The following is a 17766-nucleotide window of genomic DNA, read 5'->3' as shown; positions in this document are numbered from 1 at the left end:
TCCAAAAATAGAAAACGGAGCCCGAAGGCTCCGTCCTCTTTTTAGCAATTGCGCGGCAATGAGGGAGCCACGCGGAGGTCTCAGCTTTTTAAGGCATATTCCCGACACAGGAGTGAGACATCACAAATTGCCTTTTTACGTTAACGACGTCCCAGCAGGACACCGATAACGATACCGATAGCCGCACCGGCACCGACGCCGTACCACGGATTATCTTTCACATAATCGTTCGCTGTGGCCGCCGCATCACGTGCCTGCTGGCTTAATTTTTCGCTGTTGAAACGGGCGCGAGTCTCACGCAAAACACCCTGCGCTTTACTGCGAATTTTTTCCAACTCATCCTTAGATTTATCACCTGCGGACTGAAGCACTTCATCCAGCGTGTCCGCCAGCAGGGTTACGTCCTGATCGATATTTTTTTCTACTTTGTCTGTTTTCTTAAACATTTCGTCTCTCCTTGTGTGAACTGTAGGATTAAGCATAGACCATAATGTTGTACCAGATGGTTCTTTAAGGACAAAGGACTGTGATTAGCGGCCTTTTCAGACCATGACGCTGTCGCAGAAAGGCAGGCCGGACGCGGGCTGGCGTGACGCGGCTCAGATTTCTCTGCAAAACGAAACGGCGTTACAGCCAATAACATTTTTAGCCCGATTTGAGAGGAAAACCTGTTTATACTGTTGATTCCACTGTCTGTGATCTCATTTCGGGTCCGCCCATGTCTTTAAGTACGCTTCGCTCTAACGCTCTGCTCAACAAACGCATTTTGTCGTTCATGCTGTTCACTTTTGTCGTCTATCTGACCATCGGTTTACCGCTTGCTGTCTTGCCGGGATTTGTTCACAACACCCTCGGTTATAACTCGGTACTGGCGGGGCTGGTGATCAGCGTGCAGTATTTTTCGACGCTGATCAGCCGCCCGCATGCCGGACGTTATGCCGACCTGCTGGGGCCAAAACGGGTGGTGATTTTTGGCATGATCTGCTGCGGCATCAGCGGCGTCTTTTATGTGCTGGCGTATTTGCTCTCCGCCATTCCGCTGGCGAGTCTGTTGCTGCTGTGCGTCGGGCGTATTTTCCTCGGGGTCGGCGAAAGCTTCGGCAGCACCGGCACCACGCTGTGGGGGATTGGCGCGGTCGGCGCGAAACACACGGCGCGGGTGATTTCATGGAACGGCGTGGCGACCTATGGCGCAATGGCGGTCGGCGCGCCGCTCGGGGTACTGCTTAATCACGGTTACGGGCTGATGGGCGTGGCGGTGTTAATTGTGGTTGCCGCCGCCTTCGCCGCGATCCTGGCCTGTATGAAAGCCGCCATTTCCGTCACCTCCGGTAAACGGATTGCCTTTAAAGCGGTGGTCGGGCGCATCTGGTTGTATGGCCTCGGGCTGGGGTTCGGCACCATCGGCTTTGGTGTCATCGCCACCTTTATTACCCTGTATTACGCCGATAAAGGCTGGAGCGGGGCGGCCTTTACGCTCACCTTATTCAGTCTCGGATTTGTCGGCGCCCGTCTCGTGTTCGGCAACATGATTAACCGTTTTGGCGGCCTGCGCGTCTCGCTGGTGTCCTTTGTGTTTGAAGTGGCGGGTCTGCTGATGATCTGGCTGGGACACGATCCGCTCTCGGTACAGTTTGGTGCCTTCCTTACCGGTTCAGGCTTCTCGCTGATCTTCCCGGCGCTGGGCGTCGAAGCGGTCAAACAGGTGCCGCCGCAAAATCAGGGCACGGCGCTGGGGCTGTATTCCGCGTTTCTGGATCTCGGGCTGGGTATCACCGGGCCGGTTGCCGGGCTGATTATTTCGCATCTGGGTACGCCGTCTATTTATCTTGCTGCGGCATTTATGGTGGTGATTGCCTGGCTGCTGACGCTCAGATTGTGGGTGAACACTTCGCGGCAATCTCCCGCAGAATAGCCTTTTTCCTGGCAGGGTTAAGACGTTTAGATAAATCCTAAATACGCCAAAATTTGGGATAAACGCATTGTCTGGCAGAGTTATTGCGGTAAGGTCGCCTTGCGGTTAAAGAAGCGAGGAGCAACCATGTATTTACGGCCAGATGAAGTGGCACGTGTTTTAGAAACCTCAGGGTTTGAACGCGATTTTGTTGATGATAAAGCTTACGGTTATCGCCGTGGCGAGCATTATGTGTATGTAAACCGGGAAGCGCGGTTTGGCCGGACTGCCCTGGTGATACACCCGGCGCTGAAAGAGCGCAGTGAGCGTTTTGCGGAACCGACAGCATCGTTTCGTAGCTGTGATGCGTACAAGAATTTCCCGCTGGATGTCTCCAGCGACAACGAAACCTACTATGGCATCTGCCACGGTTTCAGTTCACGCCAGATCCTGGCGAGTTATCTGGATAACGTTTTCAGATAATCCTCTGGCGATGCCGGGGATGCAAAAAAGCCGCTGAATCAGCGGCTTTTTTACGTTTAAACCAGATGGATCTGGTTATAGGTTTCGTTGTAGTTGCGCCGAAACTGCGCCAGTTCGAAGGGTTCAATATCCAGTTCAGCAAAATAGAACAGCGCCAGCTCGGCGTGTTCACTGCTTAACTGCGGCGACAGATGTGCGCGCACCAGAATGTTTCGCCAGCGGACGATATTCTCTTCCGAAGGATCTTTAATGAATGTCTGATAAATAAACACAACGTAGGCGGCTTTGCGGATCTCTTCAGCGTAGCCCCCGCTGATTGAGCGGATAAACATCTGGCTCTGACGTTTGCCCATTTCCAGCAACATGGAATCAATATAAACCGGCTTTATTTTCAACAGACTGGCGAGAGACGCGTTCGCTTTACGGGTGTCTGCCGTCATAAACCAATAACCCACAATAAAAACCACAACAATTGCAGCAAGCATAATCCATATCATTCTGGACTCTGGCCTCCGGCCTTTTCTGGCGTGATGTGAAAGGTGCATGCAACACCCGATGTGGGGAGTTTATCTGCTAATGACAGGAAATACGTGAAGGAGTGACAAAGAATTTGCGCCCGCTTCGCAGAATGTCATTGTAAGGTCATGGGATACAGATGAAATCAGCTAAAGTCGTGAACCATTAAAGGAGTAACGGATGGCCAGAAACATTGAAATTAAAGCCAGAATTGATGATTTTTCAGCGATGTATGAAAAACTTGCTCTGCTTGCCGACGGCTTGCCGGACATCATTGATCAGGACGATACCTTTTTTATCTGCCCGCACGGACGGCTTAAATTACGCACTTTTTCGCCTGATCGCGGCGAACTGATTTTCTATCAGCGTCCGGATCAGGCAGGCCCGAAAACCAGTTTTTACCAGCTGACCGAAACTCAGGATCCGGACAGTCTGCGTGAAACTCTGACGCTGGCTTACGGCGCTGCCGGGCGGGTCATCAAACAGCGGACGTTATTTATGACCGGCCAGACCCGTTTGCATCTCGATCGGGTCAGACATCTGGGGGATTATCTTGAGTTTGAGGTGGTGCTGGACGAGAGCGAAACGCCGGAACAGGGCATTGCGATAGCCGAAGACTTGCTGGAAAAACTGGGCATTGAACGTCAGGAACTGGTGGATCAGGCGTATGTTGATTTGCTCAATGCCAAAGGCAAACACCATCACGATTAAGTGAATCATCACCGCCTTGTGGATCGAAGGCGGTGATGTCAGTGAGTGTTACTTAGTTTCTTCCAGCGAATACGGCAGCGGCTGAATGCTCAGCTGGCTGGTGGCATCGTCGCGTACACGCAGGGTGGCATCGGCGTCCAGATCGTTATTCAGCACCGCCTGAACCCACAGGGTGCCGTCACTGAGCTGAACCGCTGCCAGAACCGTGCCGGTACGACGCCAGTTCTCACCCAGTTGCAGTTCGAGATCGTCCGCCGGGGCGGGTACTTTGCTGGCTTTACCGGCCAGCCAGTACAGTGCGCGCTTGTTCGCGCCACGGTATTTTGCCCGCGCGACCATTTCCTGTCCGGCGTAGCAGCCTTTGCTAAAACTGATGCCGTCGAGCGCCTGAATATTGGTGGCCTGAGGAATAAACTGGACGGCGTTAACGGTATCAATGACCGGGAAACCGGCTTCAATATCCAGCGCCAGCCATTGCTGACTGTCGTTGCGCTGCGCCTGTTCACCCAGTTCTTCCACCACCTGACGGGCTTTTTCCGGGCTGGTGATGATCAGATAACGTTCTGCGGGCAGCGAGAAATGCAGCAAGGTGGTTTCATCTTGTTGTACAACCTGCTGTTCAGCCGTCGGCAACGTTGAGAAAAGCCCTGTCAGTGCGGCACTGGCCTGAAAACCCGCCACGCCCAGCAACACCACATCATCGTCGGCCGTGAAGGTGACTTTGGAAAATACCGCGTATTTCTTCATTTCCGTGAGCTGTGCGTCACGCAAGTTACGGCGCTCAAGAAACGCCATGCCGTCGCCACGTTTGAACAGTCGCAAATCACTCCACATTTTCCCTTTGGCATCACAGTGCGCGCAGAGAATATGCTGATCCGCCGCCAGCGCATCGACATCTGCGGTGACCTGCCCTTGCAGATATTTCACCGTGTCTGCGCCGGTCATTGTCACCAATGCCCAGTCTTCCAGAGAAATTAATGTCAGCGGCAGGTGGGAAGACGCTGAAGGTTTTTGCGGTGGAAAGGGAAATTCGTTAGCCATTGTCTAATCCCGGTCTATGAAATGTGACTGATGCCTCATGGTAAAAGAGCCCACCGGCTTTGAAAACAGTTATTGGTGCCTTTTACGGGATGCCTTCCAGAGAATGTCAGACAGGCAACAGGTTTGCATCAGGTTTTCCGGCACATCACGTAGATTGACAAATCAGGGCACTGAAAAGTTACGTGCAGGCGCAACGGGCTGTTAGAATCGCTTTCTATATAAAAGAATTCTCATTCTGTATCCCAAAAAGAAGAGTCTCGTTATGGAAAGCAAAAACCCACTGGATATTAATAATCGATCACGCGTTCACTGGGCATGCCGTCGCGGCATGCGCGAGCTGGATATCTCCATCATGCCGTTCTTCGAATACGAATATGATTCGCTGAGCGACGCCGACAAAGAAGTCTTTGTGCGTCTTCTGACCTGCGATGATCCTGATTTATTCAACTGGCTGATGAACCACGGCGAGCCGAAAGACAGCGAATTGCAGCGCATGGTTGCACTCATTCAGACACGAAACAAAGCCCGTGGCCCTGTGGCGATGTGATCTCAGGGTGTCCTGGCGCAGTCAGCTGATTTCACTGGGAAGTTATGGTGCAGTGATGTTGCTGATTTTGCTGGCACCCTGGCCTGCAGGTTACTGGCCGGTATGGATGACGCTGCTGTTGCTGGTGCTGTTTGAATGCATCCGCAGCCAGCGGCGTATTACGGCGCGCACCGGCGAAATTATTCTGCTGGAGGATCACCGTCTGTTATGGCGCGGTCATGAATGGCAGATTAAACAGCCCGTGTGGATGATAAGCAGTGGCGTGCTGCTCTCCCTGCGTCGTGAAAAACGCAAAGGCGGGCTGGCACAGGCGATGCGCAGTTCAAGGCAGCGGTTATGGCTGGCCTCGGACAGCATGAGTCTGGAAGAGTGGCGGCGGTTGCGGCAGATTTTGCTCAGTAACCAGCCCGACAGCCCGGTCAGACCGGGCTGAGGCACTGTCATTTTAGACGGTTCTGAAAGGCAGGCGTTACAGCAGGGCGTCCATTTCCAGCAGGATTTGTTCACACCACTGTTGCAGGCGTTCTTCGGTGAGATCGAACTGATTCACATCGTCGAGCGCCAGGCCGACAAAATGTTTGCCATCGGCGCTCAGTGGTTTCGGGCTGGTAAATTCAAAGCCTTCTGTCGGCCAGAAACCGATGAAGCGTACGCCAAGGGGCACCAGCTGATGATAAAGCATGCCGAGCGCGTCGAGGAACCATTCGCCGTAGCCGAGCTGGTCGCCCATGCCATACATGGCCACGATTTTGCCGCGTAATTTCAGCGTCGGAAGCTGATTCCAGACCGCTTCCCAGTCTTCCTGGATTTCGCCAAAATCCCATGTCGGGATGCCGAGGATCAGGATGCTGTAGTCTTCCATTCTGTCGGGATCAACATCTTTAATGTTGTGCAAATCGACCAGTTCTTCGCCCAAAATATCGCGGATTTTTTCCGCCGCCATTTCGGTGTAACAGGTGCTGGAACCGTAGAAAAGTCCAATCTTCATACTTGCTGCCATAACGTTATCAGAATACGAATGGCAGGCAGTGTAGCAGATTTGGGCGCATGAAAGGCATAATGGCCGTCGTGAGTAAGAGGAGTCGGAATGCCAAAACAAGACAATGTGAGCCCTCAGGATGTTACGCCTGAGCAGGTGACACAAGCGGTTAACGAGGCCGATCAGAGCCTCACCGAGCAGTTTCTGGATATGCTCTGGATCGAGCGCAATCTCGCGGAAAATACGTTGTCGTCTTACCGTCAGGATCTGAAATCCCTGCTGGGCTGGCTGCATCACAACAACACGGATCTGCTGCAGGTCAGCGCCGAAGACTTACAGTCTTTCCTCTCCGAACGGATTGAGGGTGGATACAAGGCAACCAGTTCTGCGCGGTTGCTCAGCGCCATGCGTCGTCTCTTTCAGTACATGAACCGCGAATCCGTACGTCAGGACGACCCGACCGCGTTGCTGTCTTCCCCAAAACTCCCGCAGCGTCTGCCCAAAGATCTCAGTGAGGCACAGGTTGACGCCTTACTGGCCTCGCCGAGCGTCGATGTGCCGCTTGAACTGCGGGATAAAGCCATGCTCGAACTGCTGTACGCCACCGGTTTGCGGGTTTCCGAACTGGTCGGGCTGACGCTCAGCGATCTCAGTCTGCGGCAGGGTGTGGTACGGGTTATCGGTAAAGGTAACAAAGAGCGGCTGGTGCCGATGGGCGAAGAAGCGGTGTACTGGATCGAAAATTATTTCGAACACGGCAGGCCGTGGCTGCTTAACGGTCAGTCACTGGATATCGTGTTTCCCAGCAACCGGGCGCAGCAAATGACACGCCAGACGTTCTGGCATCGCATCAAACACTATGCGATCCTTGCGGGCATTGATGCGGAACGCTTGTCCCCCCACGTTCTGCGCCACGCTTTCGCAACCCACTTATTGAATCACGGTGCGGATCTGCGCGTCGTGCAAATGTTGTTAGGTCACAGTGACTTATCGACAACACAAATCTACACCCATGTAGCGACCGAACGACTCAAACTGCTACATCAACAACATCATCCCCGTGCGTAATGTGCCGGAGAAAAAGGACGACATGATGAAAAAAGGTTTAATGCTGCTGACACTTCTGGCTGCGTGTATGAGCTCCGCGGTCCATGCTGACGAAGCCGCAATCAAAGCCACGCTGGGTAAACTGGGCATGAGCAGTGCCGGGATCCAGCCTACGCCGGTAACCGGGCTGAGTGCGGTATCGACCGACAGCGGCACAATCTATATCACCGACGACGGTAAACATATTTTGCAGGGCCCGCTGTATGACGTCAGCGGTAATCATCCGGTGAATGTCACCAACAAAGCCCTGGTGAAAAAGATGGATGCGCTGCAAAGCGAGATGATCATCTATAAAGCCAAAAACGAAAAACACGTGATTACCGTGTTTACTGATATCACCTGCGGTTATTGCCACAAGTTACATCAGCAGATGCAGGACTATAACGATCTCGGCATTACTGTGCGTTATCTGGCGTTCCCGCGTCAGGGGCTGAATTCCAAAACCGAGAAAGACATGCAGTCGATCTGGTGTACGGGTAACCGCAAGACCAGTTTTGATGCGGCAATGCGTGGCGATGACATCACGCCTGCGACCTGCAAAACCAGTGATATTGCGAAACACTTTGAGCTGGGCGTTCAGTTCGGGGTGACAGGTACTCCGGCCATCGTGCTGGAAGACGGAACGTTGATCCCTGGTTATCAGCCGCCAAAAGAAATGGCCGCTATGCTCGACCAGCAGGATCCTTCACATAAAACCGGTGGTTGATTTTTCGTGACCTTGCAGACTCAACTTCGCCGCCGTGAGGCGGCGACTGGCGTGGATCTTCCCGCCGAACTCTCCCCGCTGTTACGCCGCCTGTATCTCGCCCGTGGTGTGACCCAAAGTCAGGAGCTGGAGCGCGGCGTGCGCGGCATGCTGCCGTATCAGCAGCTCGATGGCATCGATACCGCCGTCGCCTTGCTGCAAAAAGCGCTGGCTGATCGTCTGCGGATTATTATCGTCGGCGATTTTGATGCCGATGGCGCAACCAGTACCGCGCTGACGCTGCTGTCGTTACGCAGCATGGGCTGCGGGAATCTGGATTATCTGGTACCGAACCGTTTTGAAGACGGCTATGGCCTCAGCCCGGAAGTCGTCGAACAGGCGGCGTCGCGCGGTGCGGAGCTGATCCTCACCGTTGATAACGGCATTTCTTCCCACGCGGGCGTGACACTTGCCCACGAAAAAGGCATTCAGGTGCTGGTCACCGATCACCACTTACCGGGCGAAACATTGCCGGATGCCGAAGCGATCATTAACCCGAATCTGGTTGGCTGCGAGTTTCCCTCCAAATCGCTGGCGGGTGTTGGCGTGGCGTTTTACCTGATGCTGGCGCTGCGCAGTGCACTGCGTGAAAGTGGCTGGTTTGAGCAAAACGGCCTGGCGATCCCCAATCTGGCGGAACATCTGGATCTGGTGGCGCTCGGCACGGTGGCGGACGTCGTACCGCTCGATGCCAATAACCGCATCATGGTGTATCAGGGGCTGAACCGCATCCGTGCCGGAAAATGCCGGGCGGGGATCCGCGCGCTGCTTGAAGTGGCAGGGCGCGAAGCCCGCACGCTGTGTGCCAGTGACCTGGGTTTTGCGCTCGGACCACGGCTGAATGCTGCCGGACGCCTCGATGATATGTCGGTCGGTGTCGCGCTGTTACTCAGCGAAGACATCGGACAGGCGCGCGCGCTGGCCAGTGATCTGGATGCGCTGAATCAGACCCGCCGCGAGATAGAGCAGGGCATGCAGGTCGAAGCGCTGGCGTTGTGTGACAAGCTGGAGCGCAGCACTGACGCACTGCCGTTCGGGCTGGCGATGTACCATCCGGAATGGCATCAGGGCGTGGTCGGCATTCTGGCATCACGCCTGAAAGAACGGTTTAACCGGCCGGTCATTGCGTTCGCACCGGCAGGGGACGGCATTCTGAAAGGTTCCGGCCGTTCGATTGCCGGTTTGCATATGCGCGATGCGCTGGAGCGCCTCGATACGCTCAATCCCGGTCTGATGATGAAGTTTGGTGGTCATGCGATGGCCGCCGGTTTGTCGCTGGAAGAAAGTAAATTCGACGAGTTTCGCGACAAGTTCGCCGGACTGGTCGGCGAATGGCTGGATCCTTCCCATCTGGAAGGGGTGGTCTGGTCGGACGGCGAGCTTTCCGCCCGTGAGCTGACGATTGATACCGCGGAGATGCTGCGCGACGGCGGTCCGTGGGGACAGGCGTTCCCGGAACCGACGTTTGACGGTACGTTCCGCATCCTGCAACAAAAGCTGCTTAAAGAGCGTCATCTCAAGCTGATGATTGAGCCTGTCGGCGGCGGCCCGTTGCTCGACGGCATTGCCTTTAATATCGATCCGACGTTCTGGCCGGACAGCAGCATCCGCGAAGTGCAGCTTGCTTACCGGCTGGATATCAATGAATTTCGGGGAAATCGTAGCGTTCAGCTGATCATCGAACATTTATGGCCGAAATAAGCGATTTTCGCCCGCAATAAACCCTGCAAAAAAACGGCTCCTTGCTATAAAAAGACCGCTAATTCCGTTAGAATCGGCGGTTCGAATGGCATTGGGCCAACTCCGAATCTAACGTAAGACGCGAAAAATCATGTTTGAAATTAATCCGGTTAAAAACCGCATTCAGGACCTGTCCGAGCGGACAGTCGTTCTTCGGGGGTATCTTTGACTATGATGCCAAGAAAGAACGCCTCGAAGAAGTAAACGCCGAGCTGGAACAGCCGGACGTCTGGAACGAGCCAGAACGCGCACAGGCGCTGGGCAAAGAACGTTCCTCACTGGAAGCTATCGTTGAAACCATCGATGAGTTGTTGCAGGGCGCGGAAGATGTGACCGGCCTGCTGGAACTGGCTGTTGAAGCCGATGATGAAGACACCTTCAACGAAACGGTTGCCGAACTCGATGTTCTGACCGCCAAACTGGAACAGCTGGAATTCCGTCGCATGTTCTCCGGCGAATACGACAGCGCGAGCTGCTACCTCGACATTCAGGCCGGTTCCGGTGGTACGGAAGCGCAGGACTGGGCGAGCATGCTGCTGCGTATGTATTTGCGCTGGGCAGAAGCCAAGGGTTTCAAAACTGAAGTGATCGAAGAGTCTGACGGTGAAGTCGCAGGGCTTAAATCTGCCACCATCAAGATCATCGGTGATTATGCATTCGGCTGGCTGCGTACAGAAACCGGCGTTCACCGCCTGGTGCGTAAAAGCCCGTTCGATTCCGGCGGCCGTCGCCATACGTCTTTCAGTTCCGCGTTTGTGTATCCGGAAGTGGATGACGATATCGAAATCGAAATTAACCCTGCCGACCTGCGTATCGACGTATACCGCGCGTCCGGTGCGGGTGGTCAGCACGTCAACAAAACGGAATCTGCGGTACGTATTACCCACCTTCCGACCAACATTGTGACCCAGTGTCAGAACGACCGCTCCCAGCATAAAAACAAAGATCAGGCCATGAAGCAGATGCGTGCGAAGCTTTATGAGTATGAGATGCAAAAGAAAAATGCGGACAAACAGCAGCTGGAAGACAACAAGTCTGACATCGGCTGGGGCAGCCAGATTCGTTCATACGTGCTGGACGATTCCCGTATCAAAGATTTACGCACGGGTGTCGAAACGCGAAATACGCAGGCCGTACTGGATGGCGACCTGGATAAATTCATTGAGGCAAGTTTGAAAGCCGGGTTATGAGGAACCAAAATGTCTGAGCAACAACCAGCAGCGCAAAGCGCAGAAAACGTACCAGATCTTAACAACGAGCTGAAATCTCGTCGTGAGAAGCTGGCTTTACTGCGTGAATCCGGTATCGCTTTCCCTAACGATTTCCGTCGTGACAGCATCTCTGATGAATTGCATGCGAAATATGGCGAAAAGACCAACGAAGAACTGGAAGCATTAAACATCGAAGTCACCGTGGGTGGCCGTATGATGACCCGCCGTATCATGGGCAAGGCGTCTTTCGTCACCCTGCAGGATGTCGGCGGCCGTATCCAGCTTTACGTTGCGCGTGATGACCTCGCGGAAGGCATCTACAACGAGCAATTCAAAAAATGGGATCTGGGCGATATCCTGGGTGCGACCGGTAAACTGTTCAAAACCAAGACCGGCGAACTGTCGATCCATTGTTCTGAACTGCGTCTGCTGACCAAAGCGCTGCGTCCGTTGCCGGACAAATTCCACGGCCTGCAGGATCAGGAAGCGCGTTACCGTCAGCGTTACCTCGACCTGATCGCTAACGAAGACTCCCGTAAAACCTTCAAGATCCGTTCTCAGATCATGTCGGGCATCCGCAGCTTCATGGTGGAAAACGGCTTCATCGAAGTCGAAACCCCGATGATGCAGGTGATCCCTGGTGGCGCAGCGGCACGTCCGTTCATCACTCACCACAATGCGCTCGACATCGACATGTACCTGCGTATCGCGCCGGAACTGTATCTGAAACGTCTGGTTGTTGGTGGTTTCGATCGCGTATTCGAAATCAACCGTAACTTCCGTAACGAAGGCGTTTCTCCGCGTCACAACCCAGAGTTCACCATGATGGAACTCTACATGGCGTACGCGGATTACAAAGACCTGATCGTTCTGACCGAAACCCTGTTCCGCACCCTGACGGAGTCCGTTCTGGGCAGCAGCGTTGTGCAGTACGGCGAGCAGACTTTCGATTTCGGCAAGCCTTTCGCCAAACTGACCATGCGTGAAGCGATCTGCAAATACCGTCCGGAAACCAACGTCGCTGATCTCGACGATCTGGCTAAAGCGACCGCTATCGCAGAATCTATCGGTATCAACATCGAGAAGAGCTGGGGTCTGGGCCGTATCGTGACTGAAATCTTCGAAGAAACCGCAGAAGCACAGCTGATCCAGCCAACCTTCATTACTGAGTACCCGGCAGAAGTTTCTCCGCTGGCGCGCCGTAATGACGAGAACCCTGAAATCACTGACCGTTTCGAATTCTTCATCGGTGGCCGTGAAATCGGTAACGGCTTCTCCGAGCTGAACGATGCAGAAGACCAGGCACAGCGTTTTGCTGATCAGGTTTCTGCGAAAGATGCAGGCGACGACGAAGCGATGTTCTATGACGAAGACTACGTGACAGCGCTGGAACACGGCCTGCCACCGACTGCCGGTCTGGGCATTGGTATCGACCGTATGGTTATGCTGTTCACCAACAGCCACACCATCCGCGACGTTATCCTGTTCCCGGCAATGCGTCCGCAGACACAGAAATAAGTTTCCTCAGAAACAACAAAAGGGCGCTCCGGCGCCCTTTTTCATGCTGCAGATCACGCCACATGCTAACTGCTTAAAACTCCAGCGCTTATCCGCAATCACGCCTTGCTCCGCCGTCGTAACCGGTTATAATGCCAGTCGCACACCGATGCGGGTGTAGTTCAATGGTAGAACGGCAGCTTCCCAAGCTGCATACGAGGGTTCGATTCCCTTCACCCGCTCCAAAAGTACTTCCCAGACCTTCCGTAAGCATCCGAAAAAACCAATAAAATCAAATGAATTAGCCGGTTTTCAGTCCGCTAGCGTCCGAGCTCATCCCTTGAAAGCCAGTGTCTGATGTGTATATGATCGCGTATAGTTTTTCTATACACACGGATTCCTATACACAATGCCTCTGACAGAACTACAAATTAAAAAGGCTAAGCCCACAGAAAAGCCTTACACCCTGAGCGATGGCCTGGGTTTATCACTTCTTGTTGAGCCCAACGGCAGTAAAGCTTGGCGTTTTCGCTATCGTTTTGACGGTAAACCCAAAATGCTGTCATTAGGAACCTATGAGCACGTTTCCCTGGCTGATGCGCGACAAAGGCGTGATGAATCTCGTCGAATGGTTGCATCAGGTGTTAATCCAAGCACATTGAGGAAAGAGCAGAAAGCCGCAAAAACTCTTTCAGCAACTAACACCTTTGAAGCGATTACCCGTGAATGGTATGAGCATCGTTATGACCGTTGGTCGGCATCATACCGAACTGAGATGATGGATACCTTTGAGAAAGATGTATTTCCGTATCTTGGTTTTCGTCCTATAGCAGAAATTAAGCCTTTAGAGCTTTTGGCAATGCTTAGACAGGTTGAAAACAGGGGAGCTACAGAGAAAGTACGCAAGGTGCGCCAGAGGTGTGGTGAGGTTTTCCGTTACGCTATTATCACTGGTCGCGCCGAGTACAATCCCGCGCCGGATCTCGCCTCAGCGATGAAACCCCATAAGGCCAATAATTATGCACATCTGGCCGCCCATGAATTACCTGAGTTCTTAAGTGAGTTAAACGCATATACCGGCAGCGTGATCACCAAAATTGCGACCCAGCTTCTAATCCTCACTGGATTACGACCAGGTGAAGTACGTAGGGCGCAATGGTCTGAAATCGACATGGAGAATAGGGTGTGGGAAGTACCCGTCGAGCATATGAAAATGGGGCGTCCTCATTTGGTGCCGTTATCTAAACAGGCAATAGGTTTACTTGAACAAATCAGAATCGTGACTGGCCGTTATGAACTCATTTTCCCAGGGCGAGACTTTAGAAAACCTATCAGTGAAGCCTCTATAAACCAGGTGATGAAACGCATTGGTTACAATGGTAGAGCAACCGGTCACGGATTCAGACATACCATGAGCACAATATTGCATGAGAAAGGTTATAACTCTGCTTGGATCGAGCTACAACTCGCTCATGTTGATAAGAACAGCATTAGGGGCACGTATAACCACGCTTTGTATTTGGATGGGCGTCGGGAGATGATGCAGTGGTATGCGGATTATATGGATAGTTTTGGCATCTGAATGATATAGGTCCGATACCTTAACGGTTTTCATTGTATCCAAACTCACGCTGAACAGGTGACTTAGAAAAAAAAGATTTATTAGAAAAGTGTTCACAGTGCTCACTTTTCTATTTATTCATTATATTTCAATTGATTATGTGGTGATCACCTTGTGCTGAGCTGTTCATTCCTGTTCACTTTCAGGTGATCACCTACCTTGCCATATGAAAAAACCGGCCTGAGCCGGTTTCTGTTTAAACTCGATTGATGTCGCTCTTTGGCAACCAATCAGCTTCGCAGTCCGCGTTTAATATCAGATTGGTTTGCACGCCCTGATTGGTCTTTCTCTTTAAAAATTCAATCTCATACTCTTTCATCGTTTGCGGGATGAACTTGCCGAAGTGTGAGAGAGTGATCGGGTGTTGATGCCCGCGCGCCTCCATAAATGACAGGTAGGCGTGATAAAGGTATTTGCGGGGATTCGACGGACGTATGTTTCCGTTGCCCATATATAAACCACTCGGTGACGGAACCGCGAGCAGGTAACCGCAAAAATCGACCAGTGAATCTGAACTCCGTTTAATTTCCAGCGCTTCGTCGGAGTTTTGTTGCGCTTCCAGTAGTGCGCGGGCTTCGCCAGGCTCTGCAAAGCGTTCCATCAGATGGCGGACAATTACCGCGAGCTCTCCCTCTATTTTCTCGATCAGTTTTGGGTCGCGTTCCTTAGCCGATATGACTTCGGGGAAGGTAATGATCACCCGCCGGCGCGATACGCCGCCGCTGCGGTCACTGAACTGCATCGGGTTGTTGTTCACTGCCAGGATCACCGCCGGAATGTGTGCTGAATAAGCGTCACGGTATTTCGGGTCAATGGCTACCGCATCGCCGCCGGTGATGGCTTTAATCCCTGCGCCGTCGCCGCTCCATTTCTCCTGATCGGGTAAGATGATCAGTGAGTATCCCACCAGGGAAGCCCGTTCACGGGAGGACTCCAGCGTTTCGATGCTGGCGGAGGTGGTATTGTCATTCCCTGCAAGCATGCGCGCTATGGCTGCCATGACGCTTTTACCACTGCCGCCTGGTCCTGTCACCTCAAGGAACAATTGCCAGTCATACCGGTTCGCCAGCACCATGAAAAGCGCCGCAAGAATGCGCTCTTGCTTTTCGCTTTGCTGGTTTGCCGCCCGCGTCAGCCATTGCCAGAAGTGAGGGGCATGCTCGGCAAGATTTTCCCCTTGCTTGGCCTGCGAGTAATCCACGCTGTTGACGGTACGCAACCAATTATCTTTGCGGTGAGAGCTAAAAATTCCGGTGCGGGTGTCAAAAACGCCATTGCGAAAACCAATTAAGTGACGTGCGGGCTTGCTCATTTCAGGCACCATGAGCTTTAGGGTTTCGATCATGCCGCTAATGAGGGGCGCTGAAAAAGGCGCTTGTGCTTTCTGAAATAGAGCGGCAATTTCACGGCTGAGGATCCTGTGCGGCAATACCAGCCAAGCCCCGTTCTCATAGCGGCAAAGATCTTCCCCCACCGGAGGCATAGCCAGACGGTGTTCATAATGGACTATCAGCAGTTCACACTTCTCACTCTGGCTCATGGCCTTGAGGTCAGCATCACTGACCGTTTCAAAGGGGCTCTTAGGAGATTGCTGAGTGAAAGCGCGGAGCTGTTCAACCGTCTTATCACGTCCCTGCTGCGTGAACACATCGTTCCAGTCACCGGCGGCTAAGGGGAGCGCAATCTTTCCGTTGACCAGATTGGCGGCTTCTTTCGCTTTCTTCTGTCCTGTGCCGTTCTCATCATTATCTGCCGCCATAAGCAGCACGGCATCAGGGTATTTCTCTCGCAGGCACTCAGCCAGATGAGGGAAGTTATTGGCACCCATCGTCACATACACGGTTTCACCCGTCAGCGCATGTATTGTCAGACCGGTTGCATAACCTTCTGCCATCCAGATAACGGTGTTGTCGTTGCCTTCAAAATGATGGGAGGCGCCGGTTACCTGCCCACCTGCAAGTGTGCATTTTTTCCCCGCCCCGTTAATGAGCTGGGCGTTGACCAGGTGACCTGACAAATCATAAAGCGGAATGACCAGGTCACCCGCCGCGAAATCTATGCCGCCCACGTGTAGGCCGCTGCCCTGTAAGTTCAGCGCTTCCTTATCCGGCCAGCCTTTATTCTTCAGATAGGCATTGCCTGCCGCTTTACGGGCGGCATTCACCAGCGCTTTGGCCTGACCGGCTGCCCTATGGCGGGCATTGTCTTTTTGCTTTTGTTCTGCGGCCTCGTCGTGATGAACCGCAAGAGGCTGAACCTCTCCCAGAATTTCAGCCACCTTCACGGCGGCTTCTTTCACACTGATATCCAGTTTTCTCTCAACCAAGTTTAATCCGTCACCGGCACCGCATTGGTTACATATCCAGGTGCCTCTTCCTTCACGATTATCGAAGCGAAAGCGGTCTTTTCCCCCGCAAACGGGGCAGGGAGAATGATGCCCGTGAGGGGCAACGGTTATTCCCAGCGCGGAAAGAAGCTGAGGCCAGCGGCCTTTTGCGGCGCTCACGGTGTTTTGAACAATCATTTGTGTCATGTGCGCCTCTGTCAGTGCAGCGTGGTATGTGGAGTGGTGTGAAGACAAGGCCGGAACAGCTCGTCCATCATGGATTCTCCGAGCGGTGTCAGGCGGGGTTTTGCCACCAAAATATCGGGCTGCACCATGTCGCGCAGCATGGCGCAGGCGATGTCCATACCCAGCTGTGCGCCGTGCTGACGGACGTAATAGCTTTCGACTTCCTTCGCGATGGTCATTTGCAGTTCATCAAGCGAGTAGCCGGTTTCAACGCCGTAGGCGGTACAGGCATCGAGATAAGCCTGTGCCAGGGCGCGCCGGTAGAGGGCGGTGAGCACTTCAACCGGCAGGCAGGATTGCTGAGTCGTATTCATTCGTAGACATCCTCCATTTGCGTTTTGATGGCGGTCTCGCAGGTGTCTACCACTTTGCCTAGCTGGTCAGTCAGCAGCGCAACAACGGAGGCCATGGAATTCAGCTGATCCCCGCTGGGTACATGCCCGAACGTGTCCTGAGTATCAAGCATGTCGAGGAACAATACGCCGACGTTGTGCGCATGTTGCAGGCGCAGGAAATCAGCATGCGGGATAGGATAATGGGTGTTGGGGAAATAGAAGGACGCGAGCTTGTTCATGCGGCCTCCTCAGCGGGCAGGCGACCGGCAAAACACAGCACATAGTCACGGGCTAACAGGCGACGGGCAGAATGTTCACTGTCGGCTGCGAAGCGCAGCATGCAGACGTGTGCTTTGGGTTCAGCACGGCGCACGGCGGCGAACAGGAACGTAAATTTAGGGTATGGGGTGGTGAGGGTTGTAGCCATGGTGGCAGCCTCCATTGAGTAATGGTTATTGCTACCACCGAAGTTCCTACACTTATGGGTGGTAGCCCAGACGGGGGTAGGAATACCGGCCTCAATGAATACCGGCCAGCCCGAAGGCTGCCCCGCCTGAGCCACCATTGCTAGATAAACACCACGGCTAAGAAACCATTGTGTAAATAACAGGTGCGCTGAGGCATCGACATAAAAAAACACGCCTGGCGCGTGTTGTGTCGCCATTGAGAAACACGGGTTCCTACGCCCGGCTGCCGATTTTGCGGCAGCACAAAAACTATAGAGCAGGGGCTCGCCAGAGAAAAGCCTTTTTTGAAGCATTAGCCGT

At 53.3% G+C, this 17766-nt stretch carries 19 protein-coding genes and 1 tRNA gene; 12 read left to right on the top strand and 8 right to left on the bottom strand.

The genetic code is table 11. The features are described 5' to 3' along the window. Nucleotides 1-140: 140 nt before the first annotated feature. The gene (locus EYY67_RS19420) at nucleotides 141-446 is read right to left on the bottom strand and encodes an ElaB/YgaM/YqjD family protein (protein ID WP_095923377.1); all 306 of its coding nucleotides are present in this window, start codon (nucleotides 444-446) and stop codon (nucleotides 141-143) included. Nucleotides 447-718: 272 nt separating this feature from the next. Here EYY67_RS19420 and EYY67_RS19415 point away from each other — a divergent pair, with 272 nt between their 5' ends. Then, a complete protein-coding gene (locus EYY67_RS19415; RefSeq protein ID WP_095923375.1) occupies nucleotides 719-1915 on the top strand; it encodes an MFS transporter in 1197 nt (398 codons plus the stop codon). 126 nt (nucleotides 1916-2041) lie between these two features. Further along, nucleotides 2042-2377: a DUF2002 family protein gene (locus EYY67_RS19410; protein ID WP_095923373.1), complete on the top strand. Its 336-nt coding sequence runs from the start codon at nucleotides 2042-2044 to the stop codon at nucleotides 2375-2377. A gap of 56 nt (nucleotides 2378-2433) precedes the next feature. On the opposite strand, the gene EYY67_RS19405 is transcribed toward EYY67_RS19410, so the two are convergent. Continuing rightward, a complete protein-coding gene (locus tag EYY67_RS19405; protein WP_095923371.1) occupies nucleotides 2434-2874 on the bottom strand; it encodes a DUF1198 domain-containing protein in 441 nt (146 codons plus the stop codon). Nucleotides 2875-3073: 199 nt separating this feature from the next. Between EYY67_RS19405 and EYY67_RS19400 the strand changes: the two genes are divergently transcribed. Continuing rightward, nucleotides 3074-3604 (top strand): class IV adenylate cyclase, encoded by a 531-nt coding sequence (locus tag EYY67_RS19400; protein ID WP_095923368.1) that lies wholly within the window; start codon nucleotides 3074-3076, stop codon nucleotides 3602-3604. A gap of 48 nt (nucleotides 3605-3652) precedes the next feature. Here EYY67_RS19400 and ygfZ read toward each other — a convergent pair whose 3' ends face one another. Continuing rightward, the gene (ygfZ, locus tag EYY67_RS19395; RefSeq protein WP_131694185.1) at nucleotides 3653-4645 is read right to left on the bottom strand and encodes a tRNA-modifying protein YgfZ; all 993 of its coding nucleotides are present in this window, start codon (nucleotides 4643-4645) and stop codon (nucleotides 3653-3655) included. Nucleotides 4646-4925: 280 nt separating this feature from the next. Between ygfZ and sdhE the strand changes: the two genes are divergently transcribed. Then, on the top strand, nucleotides 4926-5192 hold the full coding sequence (sdhE, locus tag EYY67_RS19390; protein ID WP_131694201.1) for an FAD assembly factor SdhE: 267 nt from the start codon (nucleotides 4926-4928) through the stop codon (nucleotides 5190-5192). Continuing rightward, entirely contained in the window at nucleotides 5173-5625 is a 453-nt protein-coding gene (locus EYY67_RS19385) for a protein YgfX (RefSeq protein WP_095923364.1), read from the top strand. Before sdhE ends, EYY67_RS19385 begins: the two co-directional genes overlap by 20 nt. 36 nt (nucleotides 5626-5661) lie before the next feature. On the opposite strand, the gene fldB is transcribed toward EYY67_RS19385, so the two are convergent. Next, nucleotides 5662-6180 (bottom strand): flavodoxin FldB, encoded by a 519-nt coding sequence (fldB, locus tag EYY67_RS19380; protein WP_095923361.1) that lies wholly within the window; start codon nucleotides 6178-6180, stop codon nucleotides 5662-5664. A gap of 99 nt (nucleotides 6181-6279) precedes the next feature. Here fldB and xerD point away from each other — a divergent pair, with 99 nt between their 5' ends. The 7 genes from xerD (at nucleotide 6280) to EYY67_RS19345 (ending at nucleotide 14053) form a co-directional block, all read left to right on the top strand. Beyond that, the gene (gene xerD / locus EYY67_RS19375; RefSeq protein ID WP_095923359.1) at nucleotides 6280-7239 is read left to right on the top strand and encodes a site-specific tyrosine recombinase XerD; all 960 of its coding nucleotides are present in this window, start codon (nucleotides 6280-6282) and stop codon (nucleotides 7237-7239) included. Nucleotides 7240-7264: 25 nt separating this feature from the next. Continuing rightward, nucleotides 7265-7984 (top strand): bifunctional protein-disulfide isomerase/oxidoreductase DsbC, encoded by a 720-nt coding sequence (gene dsbC / locus EYY67_RS19370; RefSeq protein WP_095923357.1) that lies wholly within the window; start codon nucleotides 7265-7267, stop codon nucleotides 7982-7984. A 6-nt stretch (nucleotides 7985-7990) separates the two neighbouring features. Then, a complete protein-coding gene (recJ, locus tag EYY67_RS19365) occupies nucleotides 7991-9724 on the top strand; it encodes a single-stranded-DNA-specific exonuclease RecJ (protein ID WP_095923355.1) in 1734 nt (577 codons plus the stop codon). Between the two features lie 130 nt (nucleotides 9725-9854). After that, nucleotides 9855-10953 (top strand): peptide chain release factor 2 gene (gene prfB / locus EYY67_RS19360; protein WP_015696003.1). Its coding sequence is split into 2 segments (ribosomal slippage): nucleotides 9855-9929 and nucleotides 9931-10953, totalling 1098 coding nucleotides; the frame shifts between segments, so codons are not numbered across the junction. Nucleotides 10954-10962: 9 nt separating this feature from the next. Then, complete coding sequence (gene lysS, locus EYY67_RS19355; protein ID WP_095923353.1) at nucleotides 10963-12492, top strand: lysine--tRNA ligase; 1530 nt, start codon at nucleotides 10963-10965, stop codon at nucleotides 12490-12492. A 150-nt stretch (nucleotides 12493-12642) separates the two neighbouring features. After that, nucleotides 12643-12716 (top strand) — tRNA-Gly (locus EYY67_RS19350). Between the two features lie 164 nt (nucleotides 12717-12880). Continuing rightward, nucleotides 12881-14053 carry a tyrosine-type recombinase/integrase gene (locus tag EYY67_RS19345; RefSeq protein ID WP_120134559.1) on the top strand — a complete coding sequence of 391 codons (1173 nt, stop codon included), beginning with the start codon at nucleotides 12881-12883 and terminating at the stop codon, nucleotides 14051-14053. Nucleotides 14054-14288: 235 nt separating this feature from the next. Here EYY67_RS19345 and EYY67_RS19340 read toward each other — a convergent pair whose 3' ends face one another. Genes EYY67_RS19340 through EYY67_RS19325 form a run of 4 tightly spaced genes read right to left on the bottom strand, consistent with a single transcriptional unit; the run spans nucleotide 14289 to nucleotide 17759 of the window. Next, nucleotides 14289-16625: a primase-helicase zinc-binding domain-containing protein gene (locus EYY67_RS19340; RefSeq protein ID WP_131694184.1), complete on the bottom strand. Its 2337-nt coding sequence runs from the start codon at nucleotides 16623-16625 to the stop codon at nucleotides 14289-14291. 11 nt (nucleotides 16626-16636) lie between these two features. Continuing rightward, nucleotides 16637-16978, bottom strand: a complete 342-nt coding sequence (locus tag EYY67_RS19335) for a DUF5375 family protein (RefSeq protein ID WP_131694183.1) — start codon at nucleotides 16976-16978, stop codon at nucleotides 16637-16639. Further along, entirely contained in the window at nucleotides 16975-17238 is a 264-nt protein-coding gene (locus tag EYY67_RS19330) for a hypothetical protein (protein ID WP_131694182.1), read from the bottom strand. The genes EYY67_RS19335 and EYY67_RS19330 overlap by 4 nt, the downstream gene beginning before the upstream one ends. Beyond that, nucleotides 17235-17759: a host cell division inhibitor Icd-like protein gene (locus EYY67_RS19325; protein WP_131694181.1), complete on the bottom strand. Its 525-nt coding sequence runs from the start codon at nucleotides 17757-17759 to the stop codon at nucleotides 17235-17237. Before EYY67_RS19325 ends, EYY67_RS19330 begins: the two co-directional genes overlap by 4 nt. Nucleotides 17760-17766: the final 7 nt, after the last annotated feature.

It is taken from the genome of Rahnella victoriana (genome assembly GCF_004330295.1).
GTDB classification, from domain to species: Bacteria; Pseudomonadota; Gammaproteobacteria; order Enterobacterales; family Enterobacteriaceae; genus Rahnella; species Rahnella victoriana.
The sequence above is the reverse complement of the archived record's forward strand: the minus strand, read 5'-3'. Positions and strand labels throughout refer to the sequence as shown.

What these genes read in the sequence shown, in the direction of transcription:
- EYY67_RS19325 (WP_131694181.1), bottom strand. Translation starts at nt 17,759, where the DNA reads ATGCTTCAAAAAAGGCTTTTCTCTGGCGAGCCCCTGCTCTATAGTTTT.
- ygfZ (WP_131694185.1), bottom strand. Translation starts at nt 4,645, where the DNA reads ATGGCTAACGAATTTCCCTTTCCACCGCAAAAACCTTCAGCGTCTTCC.
- EYY67_RS19415 (WP_095923375.1), top strand. Translation starts at nt 719, where the DNA reads ATGTCTTTAAGTACGCTTCGCTCTAACGCTCTGCTCAACAAACGCATT.
- EYY67_RS19400 (WP_095923368.1), top strand. Translation starts at nt 3,074, where the DNA reads ATGGCCAGAAACATTGAAATTAAAGCCAGAATTGATGATTTTTCAGCG.
- EYY67_RS19340 (WP_131694184.1), bottom strand. Translation starts at nt 16,625, where the DNA reads ATGACACAAATGATTGTTCAAAACACCGTGAGCGCCGCAAAAGGCCGC.
- dsbC (WP_095923357.1), top strand. Translation starts at nt 7,265, where the DNA reads ATGAAAAAAGGTTTAATGCTGCTGACACTTCTGGCTGCGTGTATGAGC.
- lysS (WP_095923353.1), top strand. Translation starts at nt 10,963, where the DNA reads ATGTCTGAGCAACAACCAGCAGCGCAAAGCGCAGAAAACGTACCAGAT.
- EYY67_RS19345 (WP_120134559.1), top strand. Translation starts at nt 12,881, where the DNA reads ATGCCTCTGACAGAACTACAAATTAAAAAGGCTAAGCCCACAGAAAAG.
- EYY67_RS19405 (WP_095923371.1), bottom strand. Translation starts at nt 2,874, where the DNA reads ATGATATGGATTATGCTTGCTGCAATTGTTGTGGTTTTTATTGTGGGT.
- fldB (WP_095923361.1), bottom strand. Translation starts at nt 6,180, where the DNA reads ATGAAGATTGGACTTTTCTACGGTTCCAGCACCTGTTACACCGAAATG.
- EYY67_RS19420 (WP_095923377.1), bottom strand. Translation starts at nt 446, where the DNA reads ATGTTTAAGAAAACAGACAAAGTAGAAAAAAATATCGATCAGGACGTA.
- xerD (WP_095923359.1), top strand. Translation starts at nt 6,280, where the DNA reads ATGCCAAAACAAGACAATGTGAGCCCTCAGGATGTTACGCCTGAGCAG.
- EYY67_RS19330 (WP_131694182.1), bottom strand. Translation starts at nt 17,238, where the DNA reads ATGAACAAGCTCGCGTCCTTCTATTTCCCCAACACCCATTATCCTATC.
- EYY67_RS19335 (WP_131694183.1), bottom strand. Translation starts at nt 16,978, where the DNA reads ATGAATACGACTCAGCAATCCTGCCTGCCGGTTGAAGTGCTCACCGCC.
- EYY67_RS19410 (WP_095923373.1), top strand. Translation starts at nt 2,042, where the DNA reads ATGTATTTACGGCCAGATGAAGTGGCACGTGTTTTAGAAACCTCAGGG.